The following is a 23,763-nucleotide window of genomic DNA, read 5'->3' on the forward strand; positions in this document are numbered from 1 at the left end:
TGGGACGGCCGGGTCCGTTTTGCGTTCGGTCGAGCGCGAGCGCAGCAGGAAGGACATCTTGGCGACCATGGCCGATTACCAGGTGCGCAGCTGGTCCAGCCGCGATGGCTTGCGCCTCCATTTTCGCGACTATCCGGGCGATCCAGCGCGCCCACCGGTGCTCTGCATGCCCGGTCTCACCCGAAATGCGCGTGATTTCGAAGCGTTGGCGGAGCATCTTTCGGACCTTGGCTGGCGTGTCCTTTGCATCGACCTGCGCGGCCGTGGCGATAGCGATTATGCCAAGGACCCGATGACCTACCATCCGGGCCAGTATGTCGAGGATATCGAGGCGCTGCTCGAGGCCGAGGCGATTTCGCGCTTCGTGTCGATCGGCACGTCGCTGGGCGGCCTGCTGACCATGCTGTTGGCACTGGGCGGCGCCGACAGGATCGCCGGGGCCGTGATCAACGATATCGGACCGGTGATCGAGACCGAGGGGCTCGATCGGATCCGCAGCTATGTGGGCCAGGGACGCAGCTTTGAAACCTGGATGCACGCGGCCCGCGCTCTTGCCGAAGCGCAGGGCGACATCTTCCCCGATTTCGCGATCACCGATTGGCTGCGCATGGCCAAGCGCACGATGGCGGTGGGAAGCGGCGGGCGGATCGCATTCGACTACGACATGAAGATTGCCGAGCCGCTCGATGCCGCGCCCGAAGGGGCCGCCCCTGATCTGTGGCCTGCGTTCGATGCCTTGGCCGGGCGGCCCCTGCTGCTGCTGCGCGGAGCGCATTCGGACATACTTTCGGCCGAGGCGGCGCAGGAGATGGCCGCGCGCAATCCGCAGCTCGAACTGGTCACGGTCGCGCGCGTCGGGCATGCGCCGACGCTTGACGAGCCGGTGGCAGTCGCGGCGATCGAACGGCTGCTCGCTGCGCTGGCATGAGTCTGCCCCAGGTGGCTCCCTTGCGCGTGCTGCATCTCCATTCGACCTTCGGACCGGGGGGCAAGGAGCGGCGCAGCGTGGACCTTATCAACCGTTTCGGTCCGGGCGTGGAGCATGCCGTGGTTTCGGCAGAGCCGCACGCACTGGGCGCGGCGCAGTTCGTGGCGCCCCGCATACGGCTTGATGTCCTGCATGATTTTCCCGCGCTTGCCGGACGCCTGTCGGTGCGCCGCCTGCAGGCGATCGCACAGGCGATGCAGGGTTACGACCTGCTGCTGACGTACAATTGGGGCGCGATGGATGCGGTCATGGCGCACGCGTTATTCGCCCCGCGCTATCGCCTTGCGCCGCTGGTGCATCACGAAGATGGGTTCAACGCCGATGAGGCGGGCGGGCTTAAGCCGGCGCGCAACTGGTACCGCCGTATCGCGCTTACTCGTGCCAACGCGCTGATCGTGCCCTCGCAGCGTCTGGAAAGCATCGCGCTTTCCGTATGGGGTCAGTCGCGCAGCAAGGTACGCCGCATCCCGAACGGCATCGACACGCGCGCTTATGGCGCGAGGCCGCGGCCCGATGCGCTGCCGCGGGTGATCAAGCGCAAGGGCGAATATTGGGTTGGTACTCTGGCCGGATTGCGACCCGTCAAGAACCTGCGCCGGCTGGTGCGGGCGATGGTTCATCTGCCGCCTGAATGGCAACTGGTGATCCTGGGGGAAGGGCCCGAGCGCGAGGCGATCCTGGCCGAAGCCATGGCGCTGGAGATCGGCCACCGTGTCCACCTGCCCGGGCATGTCGCGGACCCGGCTCACGCGATCGGGCTGTTCGACCTGTTCGCGCTTTCTTCCGACAGCGAGCAGTTCCCGCTTTCCGTGATCGAGGCAATGGCGGCCGGACTGGCTGTTGCAAGCCCGGCCGTGGGCGACGTGGCCGAGATCGTCAGCGCCGACAACCGCCCTTTCATTTCGGCAGAAGGCGACGAGGCGGCACTTGCCAACGCACTGGCAGCACTCGCTTCTGACGAAGCTCTGCGCCGGCGTGTAGGGGCGGCCAACCAGGTCCGATCGCGGGCCGAGTTTGACGCTGCCAGAATGGTCGAACGCTACGCTGCGGTCTATGCACGGGCGCTCGAACGCGATCGCTTTCCCTGAGCCGTGACGCTTCATTGGTGGTTCACTTGCAGATCGGCAGGAGCGTGCACGATCATTCGAGTTGAAAAGGCGGCCTCATCCGCTAAACACCGCGCGCAATGGGTGTCCCGCCCGTGCGACCCCGCCGAAACACCGAAAGCAGCGCCTTGGCCCTGAGACCGACGACCCCCCAATCCCGTTCCGACCAGTTTGCCGCACGCCAGGCCGCGCAGCAGGAGGTGTTCCTGCGCGAGGTCGACGATGCGCTGCGCGAAGACCAGACGATCGATGTGCTGCGCAAGTGGGGCCGCCCGGTCGGTGCCGTCGTTCTGGCCGGTCTGCTCGGGCTGGCAGGCTATCTGTGGTATGACAACCATCAGAAGACCGTGGCGGGCGAGCAGGGCGAGGCTTTTACCAAGGCGCTCGATCAGGTCGAAGGTGGCAATCTGAAGGCCGGCAACGAGGCGCTTGCGCCGATCGTCAAGAGCTCGGGCCCAGGCTACCAGGCGGCGGCGCGCACGATGCAGGGCGCGATTGCCGCGCAGCAGGGCAAGGCAGACGAAGCGGCGAAGATCTTCGCCGAAGTCGCCGCAGATACCAAGGCTCCGCAGCCTTTCCGCGATCTGGCAACGGTGCGGGAAGTGTCGCTCAAGTTTGACACGCTGAAGCCGCAGCAGGTTATCGACCGGCTCAAGCCGCTCGCCGTTCCGGGCAATCCCTGGTTCGGAAACGCCGGTGAACTGCTGGGCGTGGCCTATATGAACAAGGGCGACAATGCTCAGGCTGGCGCGCTTTTCGCCAGCATCGCCAAGGACAAGACCGTTCCGGAATCGCTCCGCCGCCGCGTTCGCCAGCTGGCGGGGCAGCTCGGCGTCGATGCCGTGGACGACCCGCAGGACGCGATCGTGAAGGTCGCTCCGGCAACGGCAGAATGACGAGGATGCAATCGATGAATGGCAACCGCATTTCGCGCGCCGCGCTGCTTGGCGTGACGGCTCTGGCCATCGCGCTCGGCGGCTGTGCCGGCAAGGGCAAGGTCAAGGCAACCCCGACGATCGGCCAGCGCGTGCCCGTCCTTTCGCGGATCGAGGCGGGGACCAAGGTCGACGAATCTATCGCGCTGATGGACGTCGTCCTGCCGCCGGCTGAAGCAAATGCTGAATGGGCACAGGCTGCCGGCAGCGCCGCCAAGGCGACCGGCCACCTGGCGATCGGCGATGCGCCGCGCAAGGCCTGGGTCGCACAGATTCCGGGATCGTCCAAGAAGGAGCGCCTTGCTGCATCGCCTGTCGTGGGCGGCGGCAAGCTTTTCGTCATGGACACCGCAGGCACCGTCCATGCCTTCGACGCCGCGACCGGTCGCGAAGAGTGGAAGACGGCCATCCGCATGGACGGCAACAACGCTTCCGTGTTTGGTGGTGGTGCCGCGTTCGACGACGGTGCGGTTTATGTGACAACCGGCCTTGGCGAAGTTGCCCGGTTGGATGCCGCCGACGGCAAGATCAAGTGGCGGGTAAAGCCCGCCGGCCCCCTGCGCGGTTCGCCGACTATCGCTTTCGGCGCGGCGACCGTCATGACGCAGGACAACCAGATCGTTGCGCTCAACGTCGATGACGGCACGCAGTTGTGGCACGAATCCGGATCGGTGACGCAGTCGGGCGTGTTCGGCGTGGCTGCACCGGCGGCGGGCCAAGGCACGTTCGTCGCGGGCTATAGCTCGGGCGAACTCGTTGCCTACCGTTATGAGAACGGACGCGAACTGTGGTCTGATGCGCTGGCGCGCACCTCGATCGCGACGTCGGTTTCGACGCTGACCGATATCGACGCCGATCCGATCATCGAGAACGGCCGGGTCTATGCGCTGGGCCAGGGCGGCCGCATGGCGGCTTACGAACTGGTCACCGGCCAGCGCATCTGGGAGCTCAATCTCGCGGGGATTTCGACGCCTGCCGTCGCGGGTGAGTGGATCTTCACGCTGACTGACGAGGCGAAGCTGCTTTGCATCGCCAAGGCCAACGGCAAGGTCCGCTGGCTGACCCAGCTTCAGCACTATCGCAAGGAAAAGAAGAAGATCGACCCGATCTTCTGGACCGGGCCAGTGCTTGCCGGAAACCGGCTGTGGATCGCGAACTCGCGGGGTGAGATCCAGACCGCGTCGGTTGCCGACGGCAAGGTGACGCCATTTGCCGAAGTGAAATCGTCGGTATCGCTGGCGCCGATCGTGGCGAACCAGACGCTGTACGTGCTGGACGACAGCGGGCGGATCACCGCTTTCCGCTGATCGGCCGCGCGCGGGGCAGCAGAGCAGGGGAAGTGCCAAGTCACACTTTGCTGGCACTTTGTCTCTTCATGGTTTCTGCACGCTCTGTCGGGTAAGGGCGGGACCATGAGCATGAGCCCTCCTATCCCGGCCAGCCGGCCGCCAAGCGACATTTCTGCCGGCGTGGGCCTGTGTGGTGTGGCCGGCCTGCTGTTCTGGCTCATGGTATGCCGCGAATGGCCGGCGATCGTGGATGCTTTTGGCCTGCCGGGGCCCAGGGCCAAGCTCGATGGCGCCAATGCCGCACTTTTGGCGCTGCTGTTCTCGGGCGTTCCGATGGTGCTCTGGTCGCTGCTGGTCGACAAGGTTCATCGCCGCCCCTCGACCGGGATCGACTGGGACAACCCGAAGCCTCTGCGAGAGATCGCGCAGATTTCGATCACCAAGATCGCAGGGCTCTGGGCGACCTGGGCGCTGATCGCCTTTATCTACTGCCTGGGGCGGTGGTACTGGCGGGGCCCATACCTGTTCGCGATGGACATGCTCGAGATCGCGGGGCCGGTGATGATCGTCCTGTCCGTCCCCTACGTGCTATGGCTCGATCGCGTGCTGGTAGAACCGCGTGATGGGGCTTGGCACTTCGGCGCCATGCTCCTGGGCCGAGAGCCTTTCTCCAAGGCCGAAGTCGCCCATCATCTTCGCGGTTGGGCTGTGAAGGGCTTCTTCTGCGCCTTCATGATTTCGATCCTGCCGATGGGATTCATGGGTGTTGTCGCGTTCGACTGGAACGCTGCCTGGCACCTTGGGCCAGTGGTGATGACCAACGTCATGATCGAGACGATGTTCATGATCGACGTGCAGATTGCGATGGTCGGCTACCTGCTGACGATGAAGCCGCTCGATGCCCAGATCCGCACGGCCAACCCCTACCTCGGGGGATGGGTGGCGGCGTTGATCTGCTATCCGCCGTTCATCCTGATGGGTGGCGGCGACGTGCTGGACTACCGGCCGCACAGCGCGGAATGGGACTACTGGCTGGCCGGGCACACCACGCTGCTGTGGGTCTGGGGCGCGACCATGGTGATCCTGACCGCGATCTACGCCTGGGCGACGGTCGCATTCGGCCTGCGGTTTTCGAACCTGACCTATCGCGGCATCCTGACCAACGGCCCTTACGCCTTTACCCGCCATCCCGCCTATCTTTCCAAGAACAGCTTCTGGTGGCTTACTTCGATGCCATATCTGGCAACCAGCGGATCCATGGTCGACGTCATCCGCAACACCGTGACGCTCGGCCTTGTCAGCGGCGTTTACTACTGGCGTGCGAAGACCGAGGAGAAGCATCTGCTGGCCGCCGATGCCAAGTACCGCGAATATCATGCCTGGATGGCCGAGCACGGCCTGATTACCGCCCCGCTCACCAGGCTGGGGCGACTGCTCTGGGCACGGCGCAGTGCACTGGCGCGCTAACGGCTAGATCGCTTCGCCCTCATCGGTCTCGAAGCGGCGGATCTGACGGTCGTAAAGGCCAAGATCGGCGCGTTCCGCGACCCAAGCCGCCATGTGCGGAGCCTTGAAATGCGCGGAAAGCGCATCGCTGTCGCGCCATTTTTCGGCGATGTGGATCAGGCCCGGCTCAAGCATGTCCTGCGCATAGGAATAGGCAATGCAGCCATCTTCGGCGCGGGTGGCGGTGACCACGCGCTCCATGGCGGGCAGGATCGCCTCGATATTCTCGACCGGAACCCTGACCGTACCCATCACGATGATCATGCTTGTCGCTCCCGCGTCAGAAGCTCTTAGCCTGGTAGATCCTGCCGAGGTCGCCGGCCCATTCGCCATGGTAGAGATCGAGCAACCGTTCGGCCGGCGTCTTGCCCGTGGCGACAATCTCGTCGAGCGGCAGGAGATACCCTGTCTCGTTGTCGCCGGCATCGTTGAGGCGCGCCCGCGCGGCCAGACCGCTCCTTGCAATGCCCAGCACTTCGGCCGCCACATCGCGCAGCTTGCCACCACCCGGCAGCGGGGCATCAAGGCCGAGCTTGGGCACTTCGGCGCGAAGCCGCTCGCGCCCGTCCATGTCCCAGCCCTTGACCAGATCCCACGCAGCATCGAGCGCGCCCTGATCGTAAAGCAGGCCGACCCACAGCGCAGGCAGCGCGCAAATCCGGCTCCACGGTCCGCCGTCGGCACCACGCATTTCGAGGAACGACTTCAGCCGCACTTCGGGGAAGGCGGTCGACAGATGGTCGATCCAGTCAGACTCCAAGGGCTTTTCACCTGGCAGCGCGGGTAGCTTGCCGTCGAGGAAATCGCGGAACGACTGGCCCGAGGCGTCGATATACTTGCCGTCGCGGAAGACGAAGTACATCGGTACGTCGAGCATGTAATCGACGTAACGTTCGTACCCGAAGCCATCCTCGAACACGAAGCCGAGCATGCCGGTGCGGGCCGCGTCGGTATCGGTCCAGATGTGGCTGCGATAGGAAAGGAAGCCGTTGGGCTTGCCTTCGAGGAACGGGGAGTTGGCGAAAAGTGCCGTCGCGAGCGGCTGGAGCGCCAGGCTGACGCGAAACTTCTGCACCATGTCGGCCTCGCTCGAATAGTCGAGGTTGGTCTGGATGGTGCAGGTCCGCAGCATCATGTCGAGGCCCATCGTCCCCACGCGCGGCATGTGCCGCAACATGATCTCGTACCGGCCCTTGGGCATGATCGGCAGTTCGGCCCGGGTCTTGTCAGGCCACAGGCCGAGGCCGAGATAGCCGAGGCCGAGCTTGTCGCCGATCGACTTCACCTGGGCGAGGTGACGGCCCGTTTCCTGGCAGGTTTCGTGCAGGTTCTCGAGCGGCGCGCCCGAGAGTTCGAGCTGTCCGGCAGGTTCGAGACTGACCGTGCCGTCCGGCCCGGACATGGCGATCACATTGTCGCCCTCGATCACCGGCTCCCAGCCATATTCGGTCAGCGCGAGCAGGAGGTCGCGGATGCCGCCTTGTTCAGCATATGATGGGGCGCGATAATCGTCGGTGCGATAGACGAACTTTTCGTGCTCCGTCCCGATCCGCCAGCGCTCTCGCGGCTTTTCGCCCTTCTGCATCGGGGCGACCAGCTGGTCCCGGCTCTCGATTACCGGTTCGTTGCTATCTGAAACCTGCCGCGTGCTCATGCGCGCCAGTTAGAGGTTGCGAGGGGGTTTAGCTAGTCCCAATGCTGCCATTCATTGTTGCGAAAGCGCAACGATCACCCGTTCCAATCGCCTGTTGTCCCCATCCAAAGAGCCGTGGCGGCCAGTGCGGCGGTTTCGCCACGTAGGATGCGTGGGCCGAGCGTGATCGCCCGGGCGGCTGGGTGAGCTCGGATCGCTGCGCGTTCGGCATCGTCGAACCCGCCTTCCGGCCCGATCAGCAAGGCGGCAGGGCCAGCATGGGCGACAAAGGCGGCCGCGGCGGGCGCGCCACCGTTCTCGTCCGCGAAGAACAGCGCGCGATCTGCCGGCCAGTCGCGCAGGAGCGCGTCGAGCTTCACGGGTTGCTCCAGCGTGGGGAGCGCGGTGCGGGCGCACTGTTCTGCCGCTTCCGTCACGATCGCGCGGGCGCGTTCCGCGTTGAGCCGGTCCGCCACGCAGCGGCGCGTCAGGACCGGATGGATCGCTGCGACGCCCAGTTCGGTCGCCTTTTCGAGGACGAGATCGAAGCGATCCTTCTTGAGCAGGGCGGGGCACAGCCAGAAATCCGGGACCAGTTCGCGCGGCTTGAGAAGCGCTTCCACTGACAGCTGGATATCGCGCTTGCCCACCCGGGCCACACGAGCGAGCCATTCGCCGCTCGTATCGTCGCACAGGATCACCGCGTCGCCCACGGCTGCGCGCATGACCTTTCCCAGGTAATGCGACTGCGCCCCGTCGAGCGCCACGGTTGCGCCCTCTGCAAGGGGGGCGGGCACGAAGAGGCGAGGTGCCGACTTAGGCGGCCAGGCAGGGGTGGCGGGCATGGTTGCAGGCCCTAGCCGATTGCAACGCGCAGAGCTATGCCGCCAGCATGACCGGCGCTTCTGCACGTCCCGACATCGTCCCAGATAGCGAGCACAAGGGGCTGATTGCCCGTTTGCCACAGCCGGCGCGCGACCTGGCCCAGTTGGCGCGCTTCGACCGGCCGATCGGCTGGTGGCTGCTGTTCTGGCCCTGCACGTGGGGCCTCTTCCTGGCGGGGGGCGCAAGGCGCTGGGACATAGCCTTATGGATGCTGCTGGGTGCCGTCGCGATGCGGGGGGCAGGCTGCGTCTACAACGATGTTGTCGACGCCGATCTCGACGCGCGCGTAGCACGGACCGCATCGCGCCCGGTGGCGAGTGGACGCATTTCGAAGAAGGCTGCCTGGATCTGGCTGCTTTCGCTGTGCGCAGTCGGCTTGGTGGTGTTGCTGCAGCTGCGCTGGCAGGCGCAACTGGTCGCACTCGGCAGTCTGGCGCTGGTTGCTGCTTATCCGTTCATGAAGCGTATCACCGGCTGGCCGCAAGCGTGGTTGGGCCTCGTTTTCACCTGGGGCGCGCCGGTCGGCTGGGTGGAGGCGCGCGGGTTCGAAGGGCTGGCGCCTTTGGGCCTGCTTTATGCCGGCGCCTGGGCCTGGTGCATGGCCTACGACACGATTTACGCCTTGCAGGATCGCGAGGACGACGCACTTGTGGGCATCGGTTCTTCTGCACTCTCGTTCGGACGCCACGTCAGGGCTGGCGTCGGCGCGCTCTATGGCATGGCGCTTGTCTGCTGGGCCGGTTCCTTCTGGCTGGTCCGGCCAGATCCGCTGGTGTTCGCAGCGCTTGCGCCGATGGCCATGCATCTCGGCTGGCAGGTGTTCACTCTCAAGGAGGACGGAGCGGACCCGTTGGTCAAGTTCCGCTCCAACCGTTTCGCTGGACTGCTGATGGCACTCGCGAGCCTGACAATCGGCCTTGCCGGTCAGGCATAGCTGACGAGTTCGAACTCGATGCCATCCCAGTCATAGAAATAGAACCGTCGGCCGGGATCGTAGTCTGCGTGGCTGAACGGCACGAGGCCATGGTCTTCCACGATACGTTCAGCTGCGTCCAGATCGTCAACCACGATGCCGACGTGCTGAAGCGGAGCGCCCTTCTCGAAGCGGCCGGTGACCGGTTCCTTTGGTGTATAGAGTGCGATGTAATCGAACTGCGCACCCAGATGGATGGTCCACCCATCGTCGATCGCCGGGCCGCGCCAGCGCTCCGCCCAGCCGGTCAACTTCGCAAGGAAGGACGCCGTGCGATCGGGATCGGTCACGCGAATATTCACGTGTTCAAGACGGGCTGCACGCATCTCTTCAGGTCCTTCCTCAACTCTTGTTCGAATCGACGCCTGCCCTTATGCAAGCTCAAGCTGACTTGAGGTCAAGCTTTGCAGGCAGGGTCCTTCGGTGAATCGCAACGATCTAATTCCGATCGGCACTCTGGCGCGGCGCACCGGGCTCGCCGTCTCGGCGATCCGCTACTACGAGGAGCGCGGTCTTGTTCAATCTGTCCGCACGGGCGGCAACCAGCGCCGCTTTCTGCGGTCCGACATACGTCGTCTGAGCTTCGTGCTTATCGCACAGAAGCTGGGGCTCGGCTTGGGACAGATCGAGCAGGCGCTTGCGACGCTGCCGCAAGGGCGTACCCCCACGGTGCTCGACTGGCAGAAGATTAGCCGTGCGCTGCGCGGAGAAATAGACCAGCGAATTCAGTTGCTGACCCGCACCCGCCACAAGCTCGACGAATGCATCGGCTGCGGCTGCCTGAGCCTCGATCGCTGCGCGCTCTACAACAAGGAGGACCGCGCCGGCGCTGCCGGGCCGGGCCCGCGCTTCGTGCTGGACTAGGCCGTCGCGAGGAGATCGACCGCGCCCCCCAGGTCGACGCTGACGAGGCGGGAAACGCCCTTTTCGACCATGGTGACGCCAAACAGCCGGTGCATGCGGCTCATTGTCACGGCGTTGTGGGTAACGATCAGGTAGCGGGTCCTGGTTTCTGCCACCATCGCATCGAGCATGTCGCAGAAGCGTTCGACGTTGGCGTCGTCCAACGGCGCGTCGACCTCGTCAAGCACGCAGATCGGCGCGGGGTTGGTCAGGAACAGCGCGAAGATGAGCGCAACTGCGGTCAAGGCTTGTTCGCCGCCGGACAGAAGAGTCAGCGATTGCAGCCGCTTGCCGGGTGGTTGCGCGAAGATTTCGAGACCAGCTTCGAGCGGATCGTCGCTGTCCACCAAGGCGAGGTGGGCCTCGCCACCGCCAAACAGGCGAACAAACAGGCGGCGGAAGTGCGCATCGACAGCCTCGAACGCCGCGCGCAGCCGCTCGCGCCCCTCGCGGTTGAGGTTGCCGATCGATCCGCGCAGCCGGTGCACCGCCTCCACCAGTTCGGCCTTCTCGGTGACCGAGGTCCCCATGCGCAGCTCTGCTTCGGCGAGTTCGTCTGCGGCGACCAGGTTGACCGGGCCGATCCGCTCGCGCTCGGCAGCAAGCCGGTCGTGCTCGGCAGATTCAGCCTGCGACGAGCCGACATCGGCCGAGGCAAAGGCAAAGCGTTCGGGCAGGAGCGGGGGCGGGCACTGAAACCGTTCGCCCGAAATGCCTGCCATCTCCTGCCGTCGAGCATCCTCGTTCTCGGCTCGCGCTGCAGAACCGGCGCGTGATTCTCGGGCCGTGGCAAGCGCCTCGGTCGTTGCGGAGAGCCGGGCGTCGGCAGCGCGCGCTGCGGTCTCGCACTGCGCGAGTGTGGCTTCCGCCGCGGCCAGATCACTGGCGATGCGGCTGCGGATTGCCTCGCCCTGTTCGATCTCTGCGACCAGACCCGCAGGCTTGGCCGCGAAGACGAGGCGGTCCTGGGCCAGTTCCTCGGCGCGGCCGGTCATGTCGGCCAGACGCTTGGCAGCATCGCCCGCACGCGATTGCCAGTTGCGGATATCGACGCGCACCACGCCAAGCCTTTCGCGTGCGACGGCAAGCGCCTGCTCCAGCGCGGCGGAGGCAGCAGTCGCCGATTGCAGCGCGATCCGTGCGGCTTCGTTGCGGGTTCGCGCAAGGTCCACCGCTGCGCGCCCGGCCTCGGGATCCGGCAGCGAAGCGCGTTTTGCTTCGGCCAATGCCAGCTCGCCTTCGCCGCCCTTGCGCTCTTCGACAAGGTCGGCGGTCATCCGGTCGAGTTCCTGGCGACGCGCCTCCATCCGCGCGCGTGCCGCCTCTGCCGCATCGATGGCCCGCAGGGCGCTGCGCTCCGCATCGGCCGCCGCCGAGATTGCCCGCTCGCTCTCTGCAAGCTGGGCCTGGATCCGCAGCAGGCCGGCCCGTACCTCTGCATCCGTGGCCTCGGCGTCGACCAGCTTCGCACGCAGCGCAGGCAGCCGGTCCTGAAGCTCGGCCAAGCGGTTCTCGGCTTCCAGCGCCGCCGCTTCAGCTGCACCCTCGCCGCGCGCGATAAAACCGTCCCACCGGCGCAGGTGCCCGGCCCGCGTGACCAGCCATTCGCCCGGCGCGAGCGGCTGGCCGGTGTCCGCCTCCACCGCGTGGACCAGAGCGAGCCGCGCCTTCAATTCCTCGGGACAGGCCGGGACAAAGCGGAGGAGCGATTCTGCAACATTCGTCGGCGTGGCTGCGCCGGTCCAGAAGCGGCCGTCCGCCTGTGCAGGAGCAGGGCCGACGGGCGAGCCGGCATCGCGGCCGAGTACGGCGGCGAGTGCCCGTTCCCAACCCGGTGCGGCGCGGCTTCCGGAAAGTGCCGTTGGCCCTTTGCCCTTGGCGGCAGCCGCCTTTTCCCGCGCGGCCTTGTCGCGGGCCAGCGCCTCGGCCTCGCGTTCGACCCCGGCAAGGTCGGCGCGCGCGGCGGCGAGCGCATTGCCTGCCGCATCGCGTGCGATGGTCAGGGTTTCGCGCTCGACGGTCAGGCCCTCGCGCCGAGCCTGCGCTTCGGCAAGCGCGGTGACGGCCGTGGCGCGCTTCATCTCAGCCTCGGCTAATTGCGCTGCCGGATCGGCCTCGCGCGACAGCGCTTCGGCTTGCTGGACAAGGCGCGCCAGATCGGCGTCGAGCCGAACGAGACGCTGCCGCGCTGCGGCAACCGCTGCTTCGGCAACGCGCCATTCGGCATCGATCCCGGCTTGTTCCGCAACCTTCTGCGCCAACGCCAGCTCGGCGGCGCGGGCTGCGCGCTCAGCATCCTCGACCGCTCGGGCGGCGGCAGGGCGGCGGGCCTCATCTTCGGCCAGCGCCGCTTCGGCCTTGGCGACTTCGCCTTCCAGCCTGGCGAGGGCTGCAGCGGCGTCGGTGGTCATGCGATCGGCAGCGGCGCGATCTTCGTCGATCCGCCGCAACTGGCGGTCGATGTCGGCAAGGCGCTGTTCCGCTGCTTCGAGCTGTGCCGTCAGGCTTGCCATCCGCTGGCCCTGCGCTGCGGAATCCTGCCGGCGGTCGAACAATTCCTCGCGAGCATGGGCTAGCGCTTCGCCGGCTTTGTGCTGGGTGGTCTGGGCCTCGGCGGCTGCAGCCTGTGCCTGCGTGACCGCCTGATCTGCGGCCTGCGCCTCCTTGCGCGCGGCATCGGCCGCCGCTGCCGCATCACGCCAGCGCGCGAAGACCAGCCGCGCCTCTGCGACGCGGATTCTCTCACTGACCGCCTTGTAGCGCTCTGCTGCGCGTGCCTGGCGCCTCAGCGTGCCGATCTGGCTCTCTAGCCCGGCCAGCATGTCATCAAGCCGTGCCAGATTTGCTTCGGTCGCGCGCAGCTTCTGCTCGGCGTCGCGGCGTCGCACATGAAGTCCCGCGATCCCCGCAGCCTCTTCCAGCATCATGCGCCGCTCCGCCGGCTTGGCGGCGATCACTGCGGCGATCCGGCCCTGGCTGACGAGGGCCGGGCTGTGCGCACCCGTTGCCGCATCGGCGAAGATCAGCGCTACGTCCTTGGCGCGGACATCCTTTCCGTTCACGCGATAGGCGCTGCCAGCGCCGCGTTCGATGCGACGCACGACTTCAAGCTCGCCTCCATGCGGGCCCGAAGGATCTGTTTCCGCCGTCAGCAACACTTCGGCGAAATCGCGCGCGGGGCGGTTGGCCGTGCCGGCGAAGATCACGTCTTCCATGCCGCCGCCGCGCATCGACTTCGCGCTGCTTTCGCCCATCACCCAGCGGATGGCCTCGAGCAGGTTTGACTTGCCGCAGCCGTTTGGGCCTACAACCCCGGTCAGGCCGGGCTCGATCCGCAGTTCGGCAGGCTCGACAAAGCTCTTGAAGCCCGAGAGCTTCAAGCGCCTGAATTGCATCGGTGCGAGCCCCCCCAAGGCCCCTACCGCGCTGGGCGCATCAGCGTGCGCCGGCCTTCTTGATCATCGGTTCAAGCGCGTCCCACGTGGCGACGCCGGTCTTCGTCCCGTTGAGGATGAAGGTGGGCGTGCCGGTCACGTCGTAATCCTGCGAGGCCTTGTCTGTCGCATTGGCGAGCGCGGTGGCCTTGGCCGTATCGGTCACGCACGTGCTGGCCTTGTCCGCCGCGATGCCGCGCGCATTGAAGAATTCGGTCATGCCGCTCATCGTGGCGATCTTGGTGAAGCGCTGTGCCGGCGGTGAAGCCGCAGCGTCCTTGTAGGCAGCGTCGCCCGCCTTCTGCAGGTTTGCGAACATGTTCGGCTGCCAGTCCCAGAACTGTTCGCTGAGCGGAATGACGGCTTCGGGCGATCCGCAGGTGGCGAGCAGCGCGGCCGGAATGTCCAGCGCGTTGAGCATGAAGAGGCGCAGCTCGTAGCTCACCTTGCCCGAATTGACGTATTCGTCGCGCAGCTTGGGGAAGCCTTCCTTCGAGAAGGCGGCACAGTGCGAGCACGACAGGGCGCCGAATTCGAGCAGCTTGATCGGCGCGTTGGGATTGCCCATCAGGTAGCCGCCTTCGGGCGTGGTCACGATGACGTCCGACCAGGTCTTGCCGGCCGGCGGCGCAACCGCCGCGACCGGTGCCCCTTCTGCAATCTCGCCAGTCGGTGCGGCAGCATCCTTCTTGCCACAGGCGGCAAGGCCGAGAGCGAGCGGCAAAGCGGCCAGGCCGAGCGCGAGACGGGTGACAGCAGGCTTCATCGTGGATTTTCCGATAGCTGTTGAAGGGGTGTTTGCGAACGGACTAGCCGATCATCGCGGTGCGTTGAAGCAGCTCAATCAAGAGCCGCTTCAAGCTGGGGCTTGAGCGCGGCCCACGAATAGGTACCGGCCAGCGGCACGCCGTTGAGCACGAAGCTCGGCGTTCCGTTGACGTAGTCGTTGTCGACCGCTTCCTGGGTGTGCTTGGCAAGACGCCCCGCAAGTGCGGTATCGGCAAGGCACCGATCGGTTTCGGCGCGCGAATAGCCCCGTTTCTCCATGATATCGTAGAGATGCAGGTCTGATGCGATGGCACGCGTGCGCGATGGCAGCGGTCCGTTGTACCAGCGCGCTTTCTGCGCTTCGGTCGCCGTCATGACCGGCGCGATCCAGGTCTGCTGGCTGCGCAGGAAGGCGTTGTGGTTGGCAAAGAACCGGTTGGGCGCGCCACAGTGGGTCAGCAGCGCGACGGTCATGTCGATGCCATCGCGCACGAAGCTGCGCACTTCGATCGAACCCTTGCCCGTGGCGATGAGGCCGATGCGCAACTGAGCGTCGGATTCCTGCTCGAAATGGGCGCAGTGCGGGCAGGTGTAGCTGATGTATTCGACCAGTTTGACCTTGGCGTTGGGGTTGCCGAGCAGGTGGCTGTCGATAGGCGTGCGCACAACGGTCGCGTTCCAGTTCCCGACGCTTCTGGCTGGCAGCGGCTTTCCGGCGCCCGCCAGCGCAACGACGCCGAACAGCGCCAGCACGATCATTCCCAACTTTCGCAGCATCTTGCCCCTCACTCCGTATCGATCGTGCCCCGACCACTCGCTTCGCCAAGGCTGCGCGCCAGCGATTCGAGCACCGTCCGCAATTCCGGATCGCCGATATCGCGCAAGCTGTCGCCCAGTTCCATCGGGATCGGCTTGAGCGATGGCGGAGCGGCCGGACGCGCGGGGGTATTGGCCTTTGGTGGCTGAACCACGCCTTGCCGAAGCTTGACCTTGGCCACGGCGCGATAGCCGAAGAAGCGGTTCACCCGCTCCATGATCTCGGGCGCGACGTGCTGGATGAGTGGCGCATGCGCGGGTGTAACGACAAGCTGCAGAATCCCTTCCGACTTTTCGCCAGGCGGGAAACGAATGGACTCGGGCGCGCAATGGCGCGCGTGCGCCTCGCCGACGATCTCGGGCCAGCGCGTGACCACCGAACTCTGTACGAAGCCGAACCGGCGGAACGCGGTACGCCCGATGGCCGGCATCAGGTCCGCGATCTGGCGCGCTTCACCGCCACGGGGGCGTTCGTATTCGCGCGATTGGCCGTGTTTCGCGCTGGTCCTGGCAGCAGCCTTTGGGGCAGGGGGACGAGGCTTGGCGGGATCGCGTTCCATAACGCCTGCCGCCATGCCATAGCGTGGCGATGCAAGCCAGTGGCGCGACTCTTTCATCCTCCGCAGATTCGAAGGCAGCCGTTTCGGACGCGCTTCTCGCCTGGTACGACACACATGCGCGTCGCTTGCCATGGCGCAAGCTTCCCGGCGAAGAGCGCCAGCATCCCTATCGGGTGTGGCTGTCCGAAGTCATGCTTCAGCAGACGACCGTCGCAGTTGTGGGGCCCTACTATGCGCGGTTTCTCGAACGCTGGCCGCGAGTCGAGGATCTTGCGGCGGCTGATGATGCCGATGTCATGGCGGCATGGGCGGGTCTTGGTTATTACGCCCGCGCCCGCAATCTTCTCGCCTGCGCCCGGGAAGTCGCGCGGCTGGGCGCCTTTCCCTCTACCGAGCAGGGCCTGCGCCAGCTGCCGGGTCTGGGCGATTACACCGCCGCCGCGGTTGCCGCGATCGCCTTCGATCAGCGCGCTGTGGTGGTCGATGCCAATGTCGAGCGGGTGGTGGCACGGCTCTTTGCGATCGATACGCCCTTGCCGGCTGCGCGGCCAGCGATCCGCGTGGCGACCGACCGGATCACGCCCGATCGAAGGGCGGGGGATTTCGCGCAAGGCATGATGGATCTTGGCGCCACGATCTGCACGGTCAAGGCGCCGCGCTGCCTGCTTTGTCCGCTTCGCCCGCACTGCATCGGCTACGGCCAGGGCGAACCAGAGCGCCTACCGGTCAAGGCGGCCAAGAAACCAAAGCCCGTGCGCAAGGGCCGTGCCTTCTGGATCGAACGCGATGGTTGCGTTCTTCTGGTGCGGCGTGAAGGCAAGGGCATGCTGGGCGGCATGCGGGCCTTGCCGGACGACGGCTGGTCAGCGCGCATGGACGGTCAGGGGGCACCCATGGACACCGCATGGCGGTCGGGTGGCGTGGTTCGTCACGGTTTCACCCATTTCGATCTCGAATTGCAATTGATGCTTTGCGGTTCGCCTGAAATCGGTAGTCTGCCACGTGAACTAGAATTGGGAGAATGGTGGCCGCTTTCGGATATCGAGGCGGCCGGCCTGCCCACCGTGTTTGCCAAGGCGGCACGGTTGGCGCTGGCAGAAAGGCAAGGACGCGAAGGATGACGATCTCGCGGCGAGAATTGCTGCGTTCAGGCGCGGTGCTGGGCGCAGGTCTGACGCTGGCCCCGCGGTGGGCCTGGGCGGTGGACACGGCGACAGACAGGGCGGCGGCGGTAGGGAATTATCCGCAGGTCGCGTCGCTGGTCGATCGGTACGCGACCCAAGGCAAACTTTCCGGCCTTGTCGCGACTGCGGGTTGGGGCGAAGCGCCCATGGAAGTCATCGCGCGCGGCGCGGGCACCAAGGGTGATGCCCATCCGATAGGCCCCGACAGCCTGTTCCGGATCTATTCTATGACGAAGCCGGTCACCGGCATGGCGGCGATGATCCTCGTCGGGGAAGGGCGGCTCGGGCTCGACCAGCCGCTTGCCGATATCATCCCGGCCTTTGCCCGGATGCAGGTGCTGGTTTCGCCGGATGCACCGGTTGATCATGTCCGGCCGGCAACCACCGCGATCACCATCCGCCACTTGCTCACGCACACGTCGGGCCTTGGCTACACCATCATACAGAAGGGCCCGATCAAGGAAGCCTATGAAAAGGCGGGCATCGTGCCGGGGCAGGTCAGCCGCGTGCCGGTGCCGGGTCTGTTCTTCGGCAAGGCAGCACCGAACCTTGCCGAGTTCGCCGAACGGCTGGCAGGTCTGCCTCTGGTCTACGAACCGGGCACGCGCTGGAGCTATTCGGTTTCGCTGGATCTGCTCGGAAGAGTAATCGAAATCGTCGCTGGCATGCCGTTCGACACTTTCCTTCGGCAGCGCATCTTCGGCCCTGCCGGGATGACGAGCACGTCTTTCACCGTTCCCGCGAACCAGGCGGCCCGGCTTACCACGAACTATGGCCTGCTGGGCGATGTGGCGGTGCCGCTCGATCCGGCCCGGACCTCGGTCTATCTCGACAAGCCTGCTTTCCCCTTCGGCGGTGCGGGCCTTGTCTCAAGTCCCCGCGATTACGACCGCTTTCTCATGATGCTGGCCAATGGCGGGCGGCTGGGCCGGACGCGGGTCATGGACGAAGCCGCCGTTCGTCTTGGCACCAGCAACCTTCTGCCGCCTGCCGCGGTTGTCGAGGACCGCTTCGTCAAGAGCGGCGGTTTTGGAGCGGGCGGGCGCGTGGGGCTCGGGCAGGATGCCGGTACCTTCGGATGGGCCGGGGCGGCCGGTACGGTCGGCTTCGTCAACACACGCATCGGCCTCAGGGCCGGACTCTATACCCAGTACATGCCGGCCGATGCATTGCCGGTGCAGGATGAATTCCGCGCGGCCATGCTTGCCGATGTCCTGGCGCGAATGAAAAGGGCTGCTTGATGGTGGAAACGACGATTGCCTTTGCCGGGTCCGGGCTCGACCGCGCCGATCACGTGCGGTCAGACCCGGAACAGCTCGCTGGACTGATGAACTGGCGGGCAAGGCTGCTCAAGCTTGATGGCATCGATCCGGTGATCGCTGATGACGGGGGACTTGCCTGGGGCACCTTGGCCGACGCCGATCCGACGGCGGAACTCGTGTTCCTCGGCCTGTCCGAAGACGGGCGCGGCTGCTTCGCCGAAGTCAACCCGGGCCTGATCGGCAGCGTCGCCCCGCCCAATCCCCGGCTATGGCAGGCGATGAGCATGCTGCCCGGCGCCGAGCTGGCAACTTACGGCGGCGCACGCAGCCTGGTCGACTGGCACGCGCGGCACCGCTTTTGCGCCAAGTGCGGCAGTCCGACCACCCTGGCCAAGGGCGGCTGGCAGCGCAACTGCACCAACGAAGCGTGCAAGGCCGAACACTATCCCCGCGTCGATCCCGTGACGATCATGCTCGTCGAATGCGACGGTGAGCTGCTGCTAGGCCGCCAGCCGCGCTTCCCTCCCAAACGCTATTCCGCGCTTGCCGGCTTCGTCGAGCCGGGCGAGTCGATCGAGGAGGCCGTCGCGCGCGAAGTGTTTGAGGAAGCGGGCGTGAAGGCGCGCGATGTGATCTATGTCGCCAGCCAGCCCTGGCCGTTCCCCTCGTCGCTGATGATCGGCTGCTGCGCGGTGGCCGATGACAAGACCATCGTGATCGACAAGACCGAACTGGACGATGCCCGCTGGTTCACCCGCGCCGAGGTCGAACAGGCAATGTCCGGAGACGAATCCGGCGCCTTCATCGCGCCCCCGCCGTTCGCGGTGGCGCATCATCTTCTCAAGTGGTGGCTGCAAAGATGAGCGCTCCCGACAAGGTCATCGTCGATATCTGGTCCGACGTGATGTGCCCGTGGTGCATCATCGGCACGCGCCAGCTGGAAAACGCGCTCGAAACGCTCGAGGGCGAGATCGAGGCGGAAATCCGTTTCCATCCATTCGAGCTCAATCCCGACATGCCGCCCGAAGGCGAGGAGAGCGCGGCGCACATCCGGCGCAAGTACGGCTCAAGCCCGGAACAAGCGGCGGAAGGACGCTCGCGCATCAGGACGATCGGCGAAAGCGCTGGCTATTCGTTCGACTATGCGGGCGAGGGAGAAGCCCCGCCGGCATGGATGTGGAACACTCGTGCCGCCCACCGTCTGCTGGTATGGGCCCTTCGCGATCTGGGGCCCCAAGTGCAGAGCCGGCTGAAGCACGCGATGTTCGATGCGCACTTCCAGTACCGCCGCAACATGGCCGATCGCGAAGTCCTGCTCGACATTGCGGAAGAGACCGGGCTCGATCGCAACGCAGCCGAAGCCGTGCTCGACGATCCGGAGATCGATCGGCTGGTCATGGCGGGCCAGCGGCAGGCCTGGGACATGAACGTCAGCGGCGTGCCGGCCATGGTCATCAACGGCAAGTTCATGGTGCCGGGTGCGCAGGACCAGCAGACGTATGCCAACGTCCTGCGCAAGGTGGTGCAGAAGGAGCGCGAGCGGGCGGCGGCTGAGGGGTAGGAGACGCTGCGCAGGGCCAGGCTGGAGATTGTCCTCGCCGCACGGTACGGGCCTTCGAAGGCCCGACCCGAAGAAAGCGCACCATGACGAACCCTACTTCGCTGCAAGACCACTTCGCCCACTGCATCCAGGTGCTGGGAGGAGTGACGGCGGCGTCGCGTCGCCTCGGCATCGACGAGCGCGCTATCCGCCGCTTCGTCAACGGCGAGAAGCCGATCAGTTCGCGTCTGATGCGCGATACGGCAGAGGCCCTGCGCGCGCTTATTACGGAGGCGACGGATGCCGAGCAAGGCATCGCCAGCTCGCTGGAAGCAGCGGAAGACGATTGAAGCTGCCGCGGCGACGGCGGGCTTAAACCAGTCCCAGCTTGGCAAGCTCGCCAGCCAGCGAAGGCGGCAGCATGTCGGCGCTTTCTCCATCCGCAAGATCGCGCGGGGCGTCCGCATCCTCGAGGTAGCGCCATCCCTGGTGGGCGCGCTTGGGCTTGGGGTGAACGTCAATCAGCTTCGTCGTGATGACGATGTTCGTCCGTCCGTCCGGTGCTTCCTCGAAACCGATGATCGGGGAGCGCGCCACGAGCTGGTGCTTGAGTATCCAGAACAGCGACCCGCCGACCATCTCGGCATGGCGCTTGGGCAGGTAGCGGGTGGTGAGGCGAGCCTCGGCCCCGCGCGTCCGGAACCAGCCATGGACTTCGTCGAGCGACTGCGCCCCGTAGGCGACCTTGGTCATGTGTAGCGGCATCAGGTTCGAGATAGGCAGCCGCACGCCACTGTGCAAACCGGCCCTCAGTGCAGCGCGAAGACTTCTGCAAGGCCCAGGAAGAAGAAGAAGCCCAGTGTGTCGGTCATCGTCGTGACGAAAACCGTGGAAGTGACGGCCGGGTCGATCTTCAGCTTGTCCAGCCCCAACGGGATCAGCACGCCCGAAAGCCCTGCGTTGATCGAATTGAGGATCATCGCCAGCAGCAGCACGAACGACAGCATCCAGTCCTGATAGATTACCTGGCAGGTCATCGCCATCAGCAAGCCGAGGCCCCAGCCGTTGGCCGATGCGATCCACCATTCGCGCACGATCATGCGCCAGGTGTTGGAACTGGTCAGCTGGTTGGTGGCGAGCGCGCGCACGGTCACCGTCATCGTCTGCGTCGCGGCGTTGCCGCCCATGCCGGTAACGATCGGCATCAGCACGGCGAGCGTGACGAGCCGCGTGATCGTGGCTTCGAACAGTGCCACGACCGACGAGGCAAGGATCGCCGTGCCCAGATTGATGAACAGCCACCACATCCGGGTGCGGATGGTGCGTGGCAGCGGCTCGTTGATGTCGCCTTCGCCTGCGCCCGAAAGCAGCAGGGCGTCCTCGCCCGCTTCTTCCTGAATGATGTGGACCACGTCATCGACGGTGATCTGGCCGACCAGGCGGCCTGCGTCATCGACCACGGCGGCCGAAATCAGCGCGTACTTCTGAAAGCGCAGCGCGACTTCTTCCTGATCCATGGCAACCGGGATCAGGGTCTGGTCGCGCTTCATCACGTCGGCCAGCGGTACGCTGCGCGGCGCGCGCAGGATCCACGAAAGCATGCAGGTGCCGACCGGCCGATGCTTCGGATCGACGATGAACACTTCCCAGAATTCAGTCGCGAGATCGCGGCTTTCGCGCATGTAGTCGATCAGGTCGCCGACGGTCAGATGCTCGGGAACCGCGATGAAGTCGCGGCTCATCAGGCGGCCGGCGGATTCCTCGGGGAACGACAGCGCGCTTTCGATCGCGGCGCGGTCCTCGGGCTCCATCTCGGCGAGGACGGCCTGCTGGTCCTCCTCGTCGAGATCCTCGATCATGGCGACGGCGTCGTCCGTCTCCATCTGCTCGGCGAGTTCGGCGACTTCCTCTGGCTCGAGATCGTCGACAAGGTCCTCGCGGACCCAGTCGTTCATCTCGGCCATCACTTCCGAACCGAGCAGATCGTTGATCGCGCGGGCCAGCGGTGCGCGATATTCGCCGTCGATCAGCTCGAAAAGGTCGGCGATGTCGGCCGGATGGAGCGGCTCGACCAGGTTGTAGACCTGTTCCTGGTCATCCGCCTCGAGCGCGTCGGTTACCTTGCGGATGAACCGTGGCTTGAGCGTGTTGTCCTCTTCGTCGAGGCTTTCCGAATGGCGCGTTTCATCGACCGGCGGCGTATCCTCGCCATGGTCGGGCCCATGGTCGACGGTGCCGTCGGCAAGGAGAGTCTCGACCCGGTCTTCCTCGCGCTCCATCGAGGCGGGGATAGGCGATGGTCGGGCAAAAGCAACCGCCTTGGCCTGCCCGGCGTGACTTTGTTGGGGAAGCCCCTATATCGGCGTCAAACCGAAAGGATGTGTACACCATGGCGAATGAAAAACTGGTGCTGTCGCTCGATACCGGCGACGTCGTGATCAACCTGCGTCCCGATCTGGCCCCGGGCCACGTCGAACGGATCAAGGAGCTTGCGGGCGAAGGTTTCTACGATGGCGTCAAGTTCCATCGCGTGATCCCCGGCTTCATGGCGCAGGGCGGCTGCCCCAACGGCACCGGCATGGGCGGCTCGTCCAAGCCCGACCTGCAGGCCGAATTCAACGATGCACCCCATGTGCGTGGCGTATGCTCGATGGCGCGGACCAGCTATCCGCATTCGGCCAACAGCCAGTTCTTCATCTGCTTCGACGATGCCCGTTTCCTCGACAAGCAGTACACCGTCTGGGGTGAAGTCGAAAGCGGCATGGAGCACATCGACGCGCTGCCCAAGGGCGAGCCGCCGGCGAACCCGGGCGTGATTCGTAAGGCCAGCGTGGTCAGCTCCTGATCACAAGTAGCTGCTACGCTTGAAAAAGGGGGTGGGGAAATCCGCCCCCTTTTTTGCAGGTTCAGCGCGGAACCGACTGGCTGCCCAGTCTTTTCAAGCCGGGGCATGGACAGGGTTGCGACTTCGCGCGGCGAAGAACAGGCAGAGACATCTTCGAACGCGGATGCTGCATTCGCTGGCGATGCAGCCGTGGGCGAAGGTCGCATGGCCTACTGGCGCCCTGCTGCTGATCTCGCGCCATTCGTCAGCGGATACCACTTCTATGAAGTAGATCCTCCGCCCGCCCGGCACCATCTCGATGTTTTCCAGCCCGCCTGGTTCAGCCTGCGCATTCTTTTGACACCCCGTACGGATTGGCATGTCCGTGTCGGGAAAGGTCGCAAGGTGCGGGTGCCGGACCTGTCGCTATTTGGACCAAGCAGCGCCGTGACCTGGTCCCAAAGTACTGCGGGACAAGTGGTGGGCGCCGGGCTCACGCCGCTTGGCTGGTTGCGCCTTACACGCGTGCTTGCGGTCGATTGGGCGGACCGGGTGGGCGAGCCGGGTCCGATTTTCGGCCCCGGCCTCGGCCGGTTTGCCAGCGAAATCCGCCGTGTTCCTCCCGACGAGGCTCCCGCGCTGTTCGATGCGTTTCTCGCGCCTCTGCTGTCCCGCCCCCAGCGCAGTGAGGATCGGGTTGCGGCAATGACGAATGCCTTGCTCGATCCCTCGGTCCAGTCCGTTCACGAACTGGCCAAACGAGTGATGGCAACCGAACGGACGATCGAACGGCTTGCCAGCCGCGCGTTCGGATTTGCGCCCAAGTTCCTGCTGCGCCGCTCGCGCTTCCTGCGCTCGCTCCATGCGATCTTTGCAACAGGGCGCGGCGACGGTGCGCTGGCCATCGACCCGGGCTACACCGATTATTCGCATTTCGTGCGAGAGGCGCACGCCTTTCTTGGCATGGCACCAAGGCGTTTTCTTGCCATCGGCGCACCCATGCTGACTCGCTCGCTGATCTTGCGAAAGGCGCAGCTGGGGGCGCCGGCGCAAGCATTGCTCGATGGTCCTGCCAGGACGGCATCGGACATTATTCACCAAACAACTTCCTGAAACGCCGCGCAGGAACGCCTCAAGTCAGCCTTTCGCTGCTAACG

The 23,763-nt window shown here is 65.5% G+C and carries 24 protein-coding genes; 14 read left to right on the plus strand and 10 right to left on the minus strand.

Annotated elements, in window-relative coordinates; all coding sequences use genetic code 11:
- The first annotated feature begins 67 nt into the window (after positions 1–67).
- The 5 genes from HHL27_RS02755 (at position 68) to HHL27_RS02775 (ending at position 5,785) form a co-directional block, all read left to right on the plus strand.
- Positions 68–928 carry an alpha/beta fold hydrolase gene (locus tag HHL27_RS02755; protein ID WP_169492096.1) on the plus strand — a complete coding sequence of 287 codons (861 nt, stop codon included), beginning with the start codon at positions 68–70 and terminating at the stop codon, positions 926–928.
- On the plus strand, positions 925–2,076 hold the full coding sequence (locus tag HHL27_RS02760; RefSeq protein ID WP_169491819.1) for a glycosyltransferase family 4 protein: 1,152 nt from the start codon (positions 925–927) through the stop codon (positions 2,074–2,076). The genes HHL27_RS02755 and HHL27_RS02760 overlap by 4 nt, the downstream gene beginning before the upstream one ends.
- Positions 2,077–2,222: 146 nt before the next feature.
- Positions 2,223–2,990 (plus strand): tetratricopeptide repeat protein, encoded by a 768-nt coding sequence (locus HHL27_RS02765; RefSeq protein WP_169491820.1) that lies wholly within the window; start codon positions 2,223–2,225, stop codon positions 2,988–2,990.
- 14 nt (positions 2,991–3,004) lie between these two features.
- Entirely contained in the window at positions 3,005–4,336 is a 1,332-nt protein-coding gene (locus HHL27_RS02770) for an outer membrane protein assembly factor BamB family protein (protein ID WP_240959268.1), read from the plus strand.
- Between the two features lie 105 nt (positions 4,337–4,441).
- Positions 4,442–5,785, plus strand: coding sequence for a protein-S-isoprenylcysteine methyltransferase (locus tag HHL27_RS02775; protein WP_169491822.1), 1,344 nt, complete (start codon positions 4,442–4,444; stop codon positions 5,783–5,785).
- A gap of 3 nt (positions 5,786–5,788) precedes the next feature.
- On the opposite strand, the gene HHL27_RS02780 is transcribed toward HHL27_RS02775, so the two are convergent.
- The 3 genes from HHL27_RS02780 to HHL27_RS02790 form a co-directional block, all read right to left on the minus strand.
- The gene (locus HHL27_RS02780; RefSeq protein ID WP_169491823.1) at positions 5,789–6,088 is read right to left on the minus strand and encodes a putative quinol monooxygenase; all 300 of its coding nucleotides are present in this window, start codon (positions 6,086–6,088) and stop codon (positions 5,789–5,791) included.
- 16 nt (positions 6,089–6,104) lie between these two features.
- The gene (locus HHL27_RS02785; protein WP_169491824.1) at positions 6,105–7,478 is read right to left on the minus strand and encodes a glutamate--cysteine ligase; all 1,374 of its coding nucleotides are present in this window, start codon (positions 7,476–7,478) and stop codon (positions 6,105–6,107) included.
- 74 nt (positions 7,479–7,552) lie between these two features.
- Positions 7,553–8,302 carry a 16S rRNA (uracil(1498)-N(3))-methyltransferase gene (locus tag HHL27_RS02790; protein WP_169491825.1) on the minus strand — a complete coding sequence of 250 codons (750 nt, stop codon included), beginning with the start codon at positions 8,300–8,302 and terminating at the stop codon, positions 7,553–7,555.
- A 47-nt stretch (positions 8,303–8,349) separates the two neighbouring features.
- On the opposite strand from HHL27_RS02790, the gene ubiA reads away from it, so the two are divergent.
- Positions 8,350–9,276: a 4-hydroxybenzoate octaprenyltransferase gene (gene ubiA, locus HHL27_RS02795; RefSeq protein WP_169492097.1), complete on the plus strand. Its 927-nt coding sequence runs from the start codon at positions 8,350–8,352 to the stop codon at positions 9,274–9,276.
- Here the strand turns inward: ubiA and HHL27_RS02800 are convergent.
- Complete coding sequence (locus HHL27_RS02800) at positions 9,267–9,641, minus strand: VOC family protein (RefSeq protein WP_169491826.1); 375 nt, start codon at positions 9,639–9,641, stop codon at positions 9,267–9,269. The two genes, ubiA and HHL27_RS02800, sit on opposite strands and share 10 nt — an antisense overlap.
- Before the next feature lie 97 nt (positions 9,642–9,738).
- On the opposite strand from HHL27_RS02800, the gene soxR reads away from it, so the two are divergent.
- Positions 9,739–10,179: a redox-sensitive transcriptional activator SoxR gene (gene soxR, locus HHL27_RS02805; RefSeq protein ID WP_169491827.1), complete on the plus strand. Its 441-nt coding sequence runs from the start codon at positions 9,739–9,741 to the stop codon at positions 10,177–10,179.
- Here the strand turns inward: soxR and smc are convergent.
- From smc to HHL27_RS02825, 4 genes are all read right to left on the minus strand, one after another.
- Positions 10,176–13,613 carry a chromosome segregation protein SMC gene (smc, locus tag HHL27_RS02810; RefSeq protein ID WP_169491828.1) on the minus strand — a complete coding sequence of 1,146 codons (3,438 nt, stop codon included), beginning with the start codon at positions 13,611–13,613 and terminating at the stop codon, positions 10,176–10,178. The genes soxR and smc overlap by 4 nt on opposite strands.
- Before the next feature lie 40 nt (positions 13,614–13,653).
- Positions 13,654–14,418, minus strand: coding sequence for a DsbA family protein (locus HHL27_RS02815; RefSeq protein WP_169491829.1), 765 nt, complete (start codon positions 14,416–14,418; stop codon positions 13,654–13,656).
- A 74-nt stretch (positions 14,419–14,492) separates the two neighbouring features.
- On the minus strand, positions 14,493–15,197 hold the full coding sequence (locus tag HHL27_RS02820; protein ID WP_169491830.1) for a DsbA family protein: 705 nt from the start codon (positions 15,195–15,197) through the stop codon (positions 14,493–14,495).
- An 8-nt stretch (positions 15,198–15,205) separates the two neighbouring features.
- Positions 15,206–15,796, minus strand: a complete 591-nt coding sequence (locus tag HHL27_RS02825) for a DUF721 domain-containing protein (protein WP_240959270.1) — start codon at positions 15,794–15,796, stop codon at positions 15,206–15,208.
- A gap of 29 nt (positions 15,797–15,825) precedes the next feature.
- Here HHL27_RS02825 and HHL27_RS02830 point away from each other — a divergent pair, with 29 nt between their 5' ends.
- From HHL27_RS02830 to HHL27_RS02850, 5 genes are all read left to right on the plus strand, one after another.
- Complete coding sequence (locus tag HHL27_RS02830; RefSeq protein ID WP_169492099.1) at positions 15,826–16,917, plus strand: A/G-specific adenine glycosylase; 1,092 nt, start codon at positions 15,826–15,828, stop codon at positions 16,915–16,917.
- Positions 16,914–18,221, plus strand: coding sequence for a serine hydrolase domain-containing protein (locus HHL27_RS02835; RefSeq protein ID WP_169491831.1), 1,308 nt, complete (start codon positions 16,914–16,916; stop codon positions 18,219–18,221). Before HHL27_RS02830 ends, HHL27_RS02835 begins: the two co-directional genes overlap by 4 nt.
- A complete protein-coding gene (nudC, locus tag HHL27_RS02840) occupies positions 18,221–19,105 on the plus strand; it encodes an NAD(+) diphosphatase (RefSeq protein WP_169492100.1) in 885 nt (294 codons plus the stop codon). Before HHL27_RS02835 ends, nudC begins: the two co-directional genes overlap by 1 nt.
- Entirely contained in the window at positions 19,102–19,803 is a 702-nt protein-coding gene (locus HHL27_RS02845) for a DsbA family oxidoreductase (RefSeq protein ID WP_169491832.1), read from the plus strand. Before nudC ends, HHL27_RS02845 begins: the two co-directional genes overlap by 4 nt.
- 83 nt (positions 19,804–19,886) lie before the next feature.
- Positions 19,887–20,132 (plus strand): helix-turn-helix domain-containing protein, encoded by a 246-nt coding sequence (locus HHL27_RS02850; RefSeq protein ID WP_169491833.1) that lies wholly within the window; start codon positions 19,887–19,889, stop codon positions 20,130–20,132.
- 22 nt (positions 20,133–20,154) lie between these two features.
- Here the strand turns inward: HHL27_RS02850 and HHL27_RS02855 are convergent, their stop codons facing one another.
- A complete protein-coding gene (locus tag HHL27_RS02855; protein WP_169492101.1) occupies positions 20,155–20,547 on the minus strand; it encodes a DUF1489 family protein in 393 nt (130 codons plus the stop codon).
- Between the two features lie 44 nt (positions 20,548–20,591).
- A complete protein-coding gene (gene mgtE, locus HHL27_RS02860) occupies positions 20,592–22,061 on the minus strand; it encodes a magnesium transporter (RefSeq protein WP_169491834.1) in 1,470 nt (489 codons plus the stop codon).
- 110 nt (positions 22,062–22,171) lie between these two features.
- Between mgtE and HHL27_RS02865 the strand changes: the two genes are divergently transcribed.
- Together HHL27_RS02865 and HHL27_RS02870 are read left to right on the plus strand one after the other, a co-directional pair.
- A complete protein-coding gene (locus HHL27_RS02865; protein WP_169491835.1) occupies positions 22,172–22,627 on the plus strand; it encodes a peptidylprolyl isomerase in 456 nt (151 codons plus the stop codon).
- A 204-nt stretch (positions 22,628–22,831) separates the two neighbouring features.
- The gene (locus tag HHL27_RS02870) at positions 22,832–23,719 is read left to right on the plus strand and encodes a helix-turn-helix domain-containing protein (protein WP_169491836.1); all 888 of its coding nucleotides are present in this window, start codon (positions 22,832–22,834) and stop codon (positions 23,717–23,719) included.
- The last annotated feature ends 44 nt before the right edge of the window (positions 23,720–23,763 follow it).

Origin of the sequence: Novosphingobium olei, assembly GCF_012927405.1 — a bacterium.
GTDB classification, from domain to species: domain Bacteria; phylum Pseudomonadota; class Alphaproteobacteria; order Sphingomonadales; family Sphingomonadaceae; genus Novosphingobium; species Novosphingobium olei.

Excerpts from the sequence above, each read along its gene's own strand:
- HHL27_RS02755 (WP_169492096.1), top strand. The coding sequence starts at position 68 with ATGGCCGATTACCAGGTGCGCAGCTGGTCCAGCCGCGATGGCTTGCGC.
- HHL27_RS02760 (WP_169491819.1), top strand. The coding sequence starts at position 925 with ATGAGTCTGCCCCAGGTGGCTCCCTTGCGCGTGCTGCATCTCCATTCG.
- HHL27_RS02770 (WP_240959268.1), top strand. The coding sequence starts at position 3,005 with ATGAATGGCAACCGCATTTCGCGCGCCGCGCTGCTTGGCGTGACGGCT.
- HHL27_RS02775 (WP_169491822.1), top strand. The coding sequence starts at position 4,442 with ATGAGCATGAGCCCTCCTATCCCGGCCAGCCGGCCGCCAAGCGACATT.
- HHL27_RS02780 (WP_169491823.1), bottom strand. The coding sequence starts at position 6,088 with ATGATCATCGTGATGGGTACGGTCAGGGTTCCGGTCGAGAATATCGAG.
- HHL27_RS02785 (WP_169491824.1), bottom strand. The coding sequence starts at position 7,478 with ATGAGCACGCGGCAGGTTTCAGATAGCAACGAACCGGTAATCGAGAGC.
- HHL27_RS02790 (WP_169491825.1), bottom strand. The coding sequence starts at position 8,302 with ATGCCCGCCACCCCTGCCTGGCCGCCTAAGTCGGCACCTCGCCTCTTC.
- ubiA (WP_169492097.1), top strand. The coding sequence starts at position 8,350 with ATGACCGGCGCTTCTGCACGTCCCGACATCGTCCCAGATAGCGAGCAC.
- HHL27_RS02800 (WP_169491826.1), bottom strand. The coding sequence starts at position 9,641 with ATGCGTGCAGCCCGTCTTGAACACGTGAATATTCGCGTGACCGATCCC.
- smc (WP_169491828.1), bottom strand. The coding sequence starts at position 13,613 with ATGCAATTCAGGCGCTTGAAGCTCTCGGGCTTCAAGAGCTTTGTCGAG.
- HHL27_RS02815 (WP_169491829.1), bottom strand. The coding sequence starts at position 14,418 with ATGAAGCCTGCTGTCACCCGTCTCGCGCTCGGCCTGGCCGCTTTGCCG.
- HHL27_RS02820 (WP_169491830.1), bottom strand. The coding sequence starts at position 15,197 with ATGCTGCGAAAGTTGGGAATGATCGTGCTGGCGCTGTTCGGCGTCGTT.
- HHL27_RS02825 (WP_240959270.1), bottom strand. The coding sequence starts at position 15,796 with ATGGAACGCGATCCCGCCAAGCCTCGTCCCCCTGCCCCAAAGGCTGCT.
- HHL27_RS02830 (WP_169492099.1), top strand. The coding sequence starts at position 15,826 with ATGCAAGCCAGTGGCGCGACTCTTTCATCCTCCGCAGATTCGAAGGCA.
- HHL27_RS02835 (WP_169491831.1), top strand. The coding sequence starts at position 16,914 with ATGACGATCTCGCGGCGAGAATTGCTGCGTTCAGGCGCGGTGCTGGGC.
- nudC (WP_169492100.1), top strand. The coding sequence starts at position 18,221 with ATGGTGGAAACGACGATTGCCTTTGCCGGGTCCGGGCTCGACCGCGCC.
- HHL27_RS02845 (WP_169491832.1), top strand. The coding sequence starts at position 19,102 with ATGAGCGCTCCCGACAAGGTCATCGTCGATATCTGGTCCGACGTGATG.
- HHL27_RS02850 (WP_169491833.1), top strand. The coding sequence starts at position 19,887 with ATGACGAACCCTACTTCGCTGCAAGACCACTTCGCCCACTGCATCCAG.
- HHL27_RS02855 (WP_169492101.1), bottom strand. The coding sequence starts at position 20,547 with ATGCCGCTACACATGACCAAGGTCGCCTACGGGGCGCAGTCGCTCGAC.
- mgtE (WP_169491834.1), bottom strand. The coding sequence starts at position 22,061 with ATGGAGCGCGAGGAAGACCGGGTCGAGACTCTCCTTGCCGACGGCACC.
- HHL27_RS02865 (WP_169491835.1), top strand. The coding sequence starts at position 22,172 with ATGGCGAATGAAAAACTGGTGCTGTCGCTCGATACCGGCGACGTCGTG.
- HHL27_RS02870 (WP_169491836.1), top strand. The coding sequence starts at position 22,832 with ATGGCCTACTGGCGCCCTGCTGCTGATCTCGCGCCATTCGTCAGCGGA.